Source organism: Kitasatospora sp. NPDC001175 (assembly GCF_053598215.1).
On sequence record NZ_JBSFJU010000143.1, the window covers coordinates 1 to 7,743 of the forward strand.

Sequence of the window (7,743 nt, forward strand, 5' to 3'; positions counted from 1 at the left end):
CAGATTCGACAAGCGCGGCTACGTCTACCTCGGCACCGTCACCGCAGCCGCACTCGTCATCTGGCTTCGCTCGTGATCGCCAGGACACTGCCTAGTACGGGCAGATCCGACAACGCCGGAGCGCGGCCGGCAAGGCCCACCACCGCCACGAACAGCGGCACCGCCGACGCGGCGAGCGGCAACGGCCGTCCGTACCGGCAGGCCACGCACAACAGCGTCAGGAGTCCGATCAGTTCGGCCCATCCAGGGGTGCGCTGGAGCACGGTGCGCTCCACCAGTGAGGTCGTCAGCAGCGAGACGGCCGCCGCGGTGACGGACAGCGCGCAGGCCGTCCACCTCCGGCCGGCCCGGTACGCCGGCAGTGATCCGGCGGCCGTGACCAGCGCCAGGACGCCGCTGGCGACGACCGCGAGCCCGATGCGACTGCGGCTCACCACACCCGCGTCCAGCACCAGGAGCAGCGCGCCGACGCACGCTGCGGCGACGGCCTCCGGTGCGGGGCGCAAGAGCGACAGGGGCATGGAGAGGAGGATAGACGACCGCTCGCGAGCCCAGCGGCCGGGGAAAGAGGATACGTACTTTCGGCCGATGCCACTCCCAGGAATGCAGCCTTTCGGCCGCTCCGGACCTGCCGAACGCAGCCCAGAATGAACCGCGTACCAATCGGCCAACGCGTCATCAGGAGGCGCCGTGAAGTTCCCCGAATCCCGTACGTACGTCAAGTCGATGCTGGTGACCGGTGCTTCGGTCATGGCAGCGGTGTCACTCACCGGCTGCGGCCTGTTCGGCAAGAGCTGGGACGTGAAGATGGAAGTGACCGGCCCCGGGACCACCGACGTCAGCTACAGCTTCTCCGGCGAAACCAACGCAAAAACCGCGGCGCAGCAGCGGTTGCCCTGGACCAGGACGCAGAACGTCGGTTTCGGCTTCAACGGCCTGGGGGTCAAGGGCGCGGCTCCCGGCACCGTCTGCAGCATCTACGTCGACGGCAAGCTCAAGGACCAGCAAAAGCCTGATGCCAAGGGCAACCTGTCGTGCTCCGTCCGCCTCAAGAACTGATCGGGCTGACCGGGAGTCCGGCGCCTGACGAACACCGAGAGGGAGCAACCGTGAGGACTGTTCGGACGACCGGTGCCGCGACACGTACCACCAGCCGTTTCAACCGGGTGCGATGGCACTGCTGCTGACCGCGGCCTGCGGCGATGACAAGGGCAAGGGCGGCGATGCGGCCCGACAGCCGGCGCCGCTACCTCCAGCGACGCCGCGGATGCGGCGAAGACGTCGGTCGCGGTGCTGATCCGGCTCTGGGCCCGGGCCAAGGCCCTGCTGGACCACGAGCACGCCCGAATGCGCATCGGGCAGGTCGCCGTCCCGTTCGGCATCTGCGTCGAACCCGGCAACGTCAGGGCTGGCGGGCACGCCTGCCCGTTCCGGTCCCGCCGCCTGGGCTGCGATCACTTCCGCACGGATTACCCGTCCTACCTGCCCGACCTGGAGACCTACCTGGACACCCTGCTGCGAAACCGGGAACGCCTGGCCGCGGCAGGCGAACTCGACAACTGGGCCCGCGCCGAAGCGACCCCGTCCGACGAGGAGATCACCCGGTTGCGGCACCTCGTCCGCAGAGTCGAGACCGACCTCGAAAGCCTGGCGCCGGAGGACCGCGAGGAGATCCGGGAGGCTACCGCGACCCTGCGCAAGAGCCGCACCGTCCAGCTCGGGATGCCTACAGTCAGACCGCCGGCTGCCAGTCTTCGACTCGACCGAGACGCATGCACCAGCCATCACCGACCAGCCCCCTCGCCCAAGCCCGCGCTGACGAACAGCAAGTCGCCGACCTCAACGCGCAGTTCGCCGAACGGGACGAAGACCTGGAAGCTGCGCGGGCCACCAAGCGAGAACTGATGACAGACGCCGGTTGCCCTTGGTGGGATCGGCTGTGGGACGAGCTGTTCGCGCAGATGGGATGCGATCGGGACCGCGCCCCGCTGGCCTGCTGCGTCAACTCCGGCGCCCGCGACGGCGAACTGCCCGGGGCGCGCCTGGAGGACGTCGACCGGTCGGCCACCCCGAAAGGCCCTGGGCATGGAAAAGATCTTTTCCATGCTCGCCTCGTCCGGTACGGTCGTGGAGTTGTGTTCGCTGCTGGTGGCCCATGAGCTGCGCGCGTGGCCCTGGCGGCCCGCCGACTGGGAGCAGGTTTCTCTATGGCATGTCGTATCGGTGAGCTTGTGCTCGGTTGCCGCGACCCCGAACTGTTGGCGCAGTTCTGGTGCGAGGTCCTGGGCTACGTCGTGGTCGGCCGCGAGGAGGGCTGCGTGGAGATCGGGACGCCGGAAGGTTTCGGCGGTCCGCAGCCCACGATCTTCTTCAGCGTCCGGGACGAGCCGGAGCCGGGAAAGTCCCGGCTGCACATTGACCTCAACCCCACCGACCGCGACCAAGACGCCGAGCTCGAACGCCTCCTGAAGCTCGGCGCCCGCCGGACCGACATCGGCCAGACCGGGGACGAGCAGTGGCATGTCCTGGCCGACCCCGAGGGCAATGAGTTCTGCCTGCTCAAGTCCCGCATCAAGCCGCTCTGACGCTCGTCCGAGGCTCATCATGCCGCGGCTGCGGTGCCCCCGCAGCCGCGGCATGATCCGGGGTTGCCCGGGAACGAACCACCGCGTCCAGCTCTCCGGGGCGCGGCGCCGAGCGCGCAGCTGCTCGGCGGCGATGCGAAATTGGACCAGCGGGGAGAACCGTGCCTGCTCTGCCACCACCTACTCGCGTACGCCTTCGAGAAGGCCGAACCGGTACAGGGGCGGCGCCGGCGGACGGCAAGGGCTGAGGACTGCGCCCCGGCCGAGTTCTTCCCCACCACACGCGAGCTCGGCCGGGCGACCCTCGTAGGGTGGTCGCCGAGGCCGGTGGTCTCCAACTCAGGTCGACAAGGACGGACGCCGTGTCACACGCCATCACCGCGGACGGGATCCGAATCGCCTACCAGCCCCAGGGCGCGGGCGCCCCGCTGCTGCTGCTTGCCGGCCAGGCAAACAATCACCACTGGTGGGACGCGGTCCGCGGCGACTTCCACACGGCCCGCCGCACCATCACCCTCGACTACCGTGGCACCGGCGACAGCGACAAGCCCGAGGGGCCGTACAGCACCCAGGGCTTCGCCGAGGACGCGGTCGCGGTGCTGGACCACCTGGGCGTCGAACGGGCCGACGTCTACGGCACCTCGATGGGCGGGCGGGTCGCCCAGTGGCTGGCCGTCCGCCATCCGCAGCGGGTCCGCTCCCTGGTGCTCGGCTGCACCTCGCCCGGCGGCCCCAGGGCCTTCGAGCGCGACGGCACCGTACGCCGCTCGCTCGCCTCGCCAGACCCGGCCGAGCGCCTGCGCACCTTGCTCGACCTGATGTACACGCCGCAGTGGCTGGTCGCCAACCCCGGACCGCACCGCACCCTCGGCGACCCGGACTTGCCACCGCACGCCCGGCACGGCCACCTGCTCGCCAGCAACAGGCACGATGCGTGGGACGTGCTGCCGCAGATACTCGCGCCCACCCTGGTGCTGCACGGCACCGACGACCGGTTCAACCCCACCGCCAACGCCGCCCTGCTCGCAGAGCGGATCCCAGGTGCGCAGGTCCAACTGATCCCCGGCGCACGCCACGCGTACTTCGAGGAGTTCCGCGACCTGGTCAGCCCACTCGTGCTGGACTTCCTGGACCAAAGGGTTTCCCCTGCATAACCCAGTCAGCCGATTCGTCACAGACCGCCGTCCTGCCGCTCCGGGACGAACTGCGCGGCCTGTCGCCCTACGGCCCGCGACCTCGGCTGCCCGCTGATGCGCGGTCGGACGGTGACTTCACTCCTTCGAGAGCTGCGGCGCAAGCCGGTGCGCATCCCCCCGCGTGAGGCCCCGCTCGCCTCTACGAGCCGTCGCCCACCATCAGGGCTCGACCGGTCGGCGCCGGTGCACCGGATCGACGCCGAGCGGCTGCGGCCGACCAGAAGCTGCCGCCCCGCGGCACGGTGTTGGTCCGGTGCCCACGCTCGACCTGCTGGTGCAGATGCTCGGGGACTGGCGCAGGATTCCTGACCGAAGACGGTGCCCGGATCGCCGGTGCCTTCCCTGAGCTGGCGGACATCCCCGCCCCACGCTGCTCGGCGACAAGGACGCCTTCACGTTCACGCTGTGGCACCGGCTCGCCGTCGTCCGCACGCACCTCGCGTTCCTCGTCGACGCCCACTCGCGGTCAGTTGTACGGGCCCCCGTCCTCGACGTACAGCACCGAACCGTCCGCCTCGGCATGGCCCTTGGCGTCGGCGTCGATGCCCCTGAGAAAGCCGTCGCCGCTGCTCCACTCGATGTGGAGCCACTCCTTGCGGCGGCAGGTGTTGTGGAAGTACAGCGTCGAGGTGGTCCAGCCGTCGGCCCAGGACCAGTTGAAGCAGCCGCTGGTCCCGGAGTGCTGAGCGCGCAACCGGGCGGTTCCGGCGGTGGCCGCCGAGGCGGGAACTGCGATGCTGCCCACGGTGACGGCGGCTGCCGCCAGGGCGACCGCCGTACGGCTCGGCAGCCGCCGACGTCGCGGACGCTCCTGGCCGCCGCGCACCGTGGCCGCCGCTGTGGTGTACCTCACGCGAACTCCTTCCGCGGCGCGGGCGTCGGTCACCCGCACGGTCAGGCAGCCTAGACCGGGCCCGGCGTCGGACCCGGACACGGCACGCCGGTGCCGCCCCCGGGGGGCGCGGGGCGGGCATCAAGATTTCTCAATGCCCCTTGTCAACGCGGCGGGTGCCGCTGATTAGGCTTCGACCATGTCGAGTCAACACCGGGCGGCAGGTTCCGCTGATGGCCAGCTGTCGATCATCGAGGCTCTGGTTGACTTGCCGTTCCCTCATCAAGAGGAGAACTTGGTGAGGGAAGGCGGTTGGAGCGGGCCCGGCTATCACCTGGCCGTGCTCCCGGGAGAGCCAGGACTTCTGGGACGACCGGAGCGAGGAGATCACCGAGGCGGCGGAGCAAGAACTGGAGTCCGATCTCGCCGTACTGGCTGCGACTTTGACCGGCCGCTGGGGCAGCCCGACGTCGGTGGACCTGTGGCCGTATCTCGGGTTCGACCATCCCGTCCCCGACTACACGGCACCCGAGCCGCTCGCCTTCCCGAGCAACGTCGCCGGTAGTATGCAGGTATGGCAGTTGCCGTCCGCCGACCGTTGGCTCGCGTTGACCATCGGCCAGGCCGATCCAGAGTTCCCGTTCCAACTGCTTGCTGCTGCCGGTGAGGCGACCTCGCTCCGCGACGACACCGATGGTCACGGTGGGTGAGTTCGTCAGCGTATGGAGCCAGCACCGCAAGGCGCCGGCTCGCACTCAGCCGTGATTGACGGCGCGGTGCAGATGGCGGGGTGGACGGTGATTCGGCTCCCCGAAGGGTCGCGGTGGGACTGGGAGATCGTTGCCTGGGACGTCGGCCAGCTGCGTCTGGGCGCCGGCCATGACCTCACCTATCACCACGGGCTGGAGCCGTGCCGCAGCAGCGAGCCGCCGTCCGTCTCCTGCCCCGCCACGTTCATCCGCACCCGGACCCAACCCACTCGACGCCACGACAGCGACTCGCCGATCCGCACCGCTTGCACCCGGCCCGGCGGCGCTGCCCCTGGACTGCCGCCCGGGTGGGAACTTCGGGCGAGTGGGGCTGCTCGACGAAGGCGACGGCACGCACTTCGGCGATTGGGACTCCTGCGGTCAGCTGATCGTCGACCAGGCCGACGCATTCGAAGATGGCACCGCGTGCGCCACTCGCGACCGGTGCCGGTGGAAGGGCGCCTCGACTGGCAGATCGTCAGCTGATCGCCGATCTGGTGGCGCGTGTTGCCGGGTGCGGCGAGGCGCCGGGACGGCCGGTGCTTGCCGGAGCGGGCGGCGGCGGGCGGAGGTTCCCGGGCCGTCTTCTGGCCCGGTGGGCCGAATCAGCGGAGATCGGCCCTTGAGGGTGAGTTGCCGGGGCCCAGTCAGTTCGAAGTGCCGGCCACTGGCCGCGCCTTGGCGAGGTCGGTGGCGCATGGTCGGGTGTGGCGCGGGGGTCAGAGTGTCCGCAGAGTCGTCGCCGCCTTGTACGTGCGCAGCACCGGGGCCGTTTCGATGCGTGTCACCGCCTCCCACGCCACGCGCCGTGTCAGGTATGCGTGGAGCGCCTCCGTATCCCGGCACAGCGCGTGCGCGACCAGATTCGTCGGCCTGGTCGTCGCTGCGACCACCGCCAGTTCCTCGTGGCCCGCCAGCGCGCTCGCCACCGCGTCCAGGTGGGCCGGCGAGACCTGCATCCACAACAGTGCCGAAACCGTGACGCCCAGCAGTGCCGGGTCCACGTCCACGTCGAAGAACAATGCGCCGCGCGCCCGCAGTTCGGCAAGCCTGCGGGCCACCGTGGACGCTGTCGTGCCGGTCACCGCCGCCAGTTCCGTCAGCCCCACAGGCGACACAGCCCCGGGCAGCCCCGGGCCTCGTAGCAGTTGCCGCCGCCGTCCGGTCTTACCTGGCCCTTCGGTCGGCATTTTCCTCGCCGGACCTCGCGGGGGCGCAATCGAACCCGTCGGCCTGAGGGTGGCAAAACAGGGGGCCAGGGCAACCGATCAGTCCGCCGTTGCCGTCAGCTGCTTCGCAAAAGTGTCTGCGACCTGCGCAACCCACTCCGGATTCTCAAGCGGCGGGTAATGCCCGATGTCAGACACCCTCAGCAGCTGCGCCGCCGAGCCCATCTCGGCGACCGTGTCATCGACTAGCTCATCCTGCACGAAGAAATCGTCGGTGCCCTGCACGAGCAGGACCGGGCACCGCACATCGCCGAGCCGGCCGCGCAGATCGTGGGAAGCCCACGCCTGACCGTCGAACTGACCGGCCTGCTGGGAGGTGCTTCGCTGAAGCCACCTCAGCTCGGTTTCCTGCTCGGCTGTCAGCTTCTTGCTCGCCGAGGTCACCGCCGCATACTCGAGGTGATCCGTCCAGCCGGCATCGGGCGCGCTTTTCCGACCTGCCAGCAACGCGGCGGCCTCGGCCGACAGCGGTGTCCACGATGCTGCTTGCATCGCGACGACACCTCGATAGCTCTCTCCGTGGTGAGCGGCAAGATCCAGTGCCGTCAGGCCTCCGACAGAGGCGCCGAGCACGAAGGGCGAGATTCCAGGAAGCACCGTGCGCACGAACGCGTGCACGAACTCGGCGTGGTCGTGAATGGATGTCCCCGGCTGCCACTGTGCCGGGTAGGAACGGCAGTGCCCGGGAAGATCGGGCGCGATCGCGCGATATCCGCGTTCAGCAAGCAACGGCAGAAGAATGCCGGTATATCCGAGAGTCCGTGGCCCCCGGGTGAATGCACACGATCGGGACGCCTTCGCCGGCCTCGTCGAAGTAGGTGCGTGCACCGTTGACCGCGACATAGCGGCCCGTGATCGGTTCGAAGATCGTCATCGCTCAACTCCTTGCTGGTCACATACAGAGATTTTCCGGCCATTTGGCAGCGGCTTACCCGCGACCGGCACACCCCCCGGGGCCACCGCATCCTCCACCGCCGTTTCCTGGCGCCGGGAAATGAGTGGGGATGGCTCCGGGCCGTCCCGCATCGCGGCGGCCGCCTTCTTCAGACGCTCGCTCACCAGCTCGTAGCGCAGCCGCCTGCAGGAACGGCGTACCGTCCCCGTCCACCAGCAGCGAGATCCGGGCCTCGACCGCGACCAGACCGCCCTGCC

The 7,743-nt window shown here is 69.6% G+C and carries 10 protein-coding genes; 5 read left to right on the forward strand and 5 right to left on the reverse strand.

What is annotated here, in order from left to right; all coding sequences use genetic code 11:
• Positions 1 to 56: 56 nt before the first annotated feature.
• Positions 57 to 521: a hypothetical protein gene (locus ACWDAK_RS40100; protein ID WP_427396227.1), complete on the reverse strand. Its 465-nt coding sequence runs from the start codon at positions 519 to 521 to the stop codon at positions 57 to 59.
• Positions 522 to 690: 169 nt separating this feature from the next.
• On the opposite strand from ACWDAK_RS40100, the gene ACWDAK_RS40105 reads away from it, so the two are divergent.
• The 4 genes from ACWDAK_RS40105 (at position 691) to ACWDAK_RS40120 (ending at position 3,739) form a co-directional block, all read left to right on the forward strand.
• A complete protein-coding gene (locus ACWDAK_RS40105) occupies positions 691 to 1,059 on the forward strand; it encodes a hypothetical protein (protein ID WP_344638839.1) in 369 nt (122 codons plus the stop codon).
• A gap of 231 nt (positions 1,060 to 1,290) precedes the next feature.
• Complete coding sequence (locus ACWDAK_RS40110) at positions 1,291 to 1,905, forward strand: hypothetical protein (RefSeq protein ID WP_427396226.1); 615 nt, start codon at positions 1,291 to 1,293, stop codon at positions 1,903 to 1,905.
• Positions 1,906 to 2,207: 302 nt separating this feature from the next.
• Entirely contained in the window at positions 2,208 to 2,585 is a 378-nt protein-coding gene (locus tag ACWDAK_RS40115; RefSeq protein ID WP_344638837.1) for a VOC family protein, read from the forward strand.
• Positions 2,586 to 2,947: 362 nt separating this feature from the next.
• Complete coding sequence (locus ACWDAK_RS40120; RefSeq protein WP_427396225.1) at positions 2,948 to 3,739, forward strand: alpha/beta fold hydrolase; 792 nt, start codon at positions 2,948 to 2,950, stop codon at positions 3,737 to 3,739.
• 508 nt (positions 3,740 to 4,247) lie between these two features.
• Here ACWDAK_RS40120 and ACWDAK_RS40125 read toward each other — a convergent pair.
• Positions 4,248 to 4,634 carry a hypothetical protein gene (locus ACWDAK_RS40125; RefSeq protein WP_427396224.1) on the reverse strand — a complete coding sequence of 129 codons (387 nt, stop codon included), beginning with the start codon at positions 4,632 to 4,634 and terminating at the stop codon, positions 4,248 to 4,250.
• A gap of 452 nt (positions 4,635 to 5,086) precedes the next feature.
• On the opposite strand from ACWDAK_RS40125, the gene ACWDAK_RS40130 reads away from it, so the two are divergent.
• Positions 5,087 to 5,323, forward strand: coding sequence for a hypothetical protein (locus ACWDAK_RS40130; RefSeq protein ID WP_427396223.1), 237 nt, complete (start codon positions 5,087 to 5,089; stop codon positions 5,321 to 5,323).
• Between the two features lie 758 nt (positions 5,324 to 6,081).
• Here ACWDAK_RS40130 and ACWDAK_RS40135 read toward each other — a convergent pair.
• The 3 genes from ACWDAK_RS40135 to ACWDAK_RS40145 form a co-directional block, all read right to left on the reverse strand.
• On the reverse strand, positions 6,082 to 6,552 hold the full coding sequence (locus tag ACWDAK_RS40135; protein ID WP_427396222.1) for an Lrp/AsnC family transcriptional regulator: 471 nt from the start codon (positions 6,550 to 6,552) through the stop codon (positions 6,082 to 6,084).
• A gap of 78 nt (positions 6,553 to 6,630) precedes the next feature.
• Positions 6,631 to 7,320 (reverse strand): alpha/beta fold hydrolase, encoded by a 690-nt coding sequence (locus ACWDAK_RS40140; protein ID WP_427396221.1) that lies wholly within the window; start codon positions 7,318 to 7,320, stop codon positions 6,631 to 6,633.
• Entirely contained in the window at positions 7,310 to 7,465 is a 156-nt protein-coding gene (locus ACWDAK_RS40145; RefSeq protein WP_427396220.1) for a hypothetical protein, read from the reverse strand. The genes ACWDAK_RS40140 and ACWDAK_RS40145 overlap by 11 nt, the downstream gene beginning before the upstream one ends.
• Positions 7,466 to 7,743: the final 278 nt, after the last annotated feature.

Coding starts and splice junctions, on each gene's coding strand:
- ACWDAK_RS40100 (WP_427396227.1), bottom strand. CDS start 521: ATGCCCCTGTCGCTCTTGCGCCCCGCACCGGAGGCCGTCGCCGCAGCG.
- ACWDAK_RS40115 (WP_344638837.1), top strand. CDS start 2,208: ATGGCATGTCGTATCGGTGAGCTTGTGCTCGGTTGCCGCGACCCCGAA.
- ACWDAK_RS40135 (WP_427396222.1), bottom strand. CDS start 6,552: ATGCCGACCGAAGGGCCAGGTAAGACCGGACGGCGGCGGCAACTGCTA.
- ACWDAK_RS40145 (WP_427396220.1), bottom strand. CDS start 7,465: ATGACGATCTTCGAACCGATCACGGGCCGCTATGTCGCGGTCAACGGT.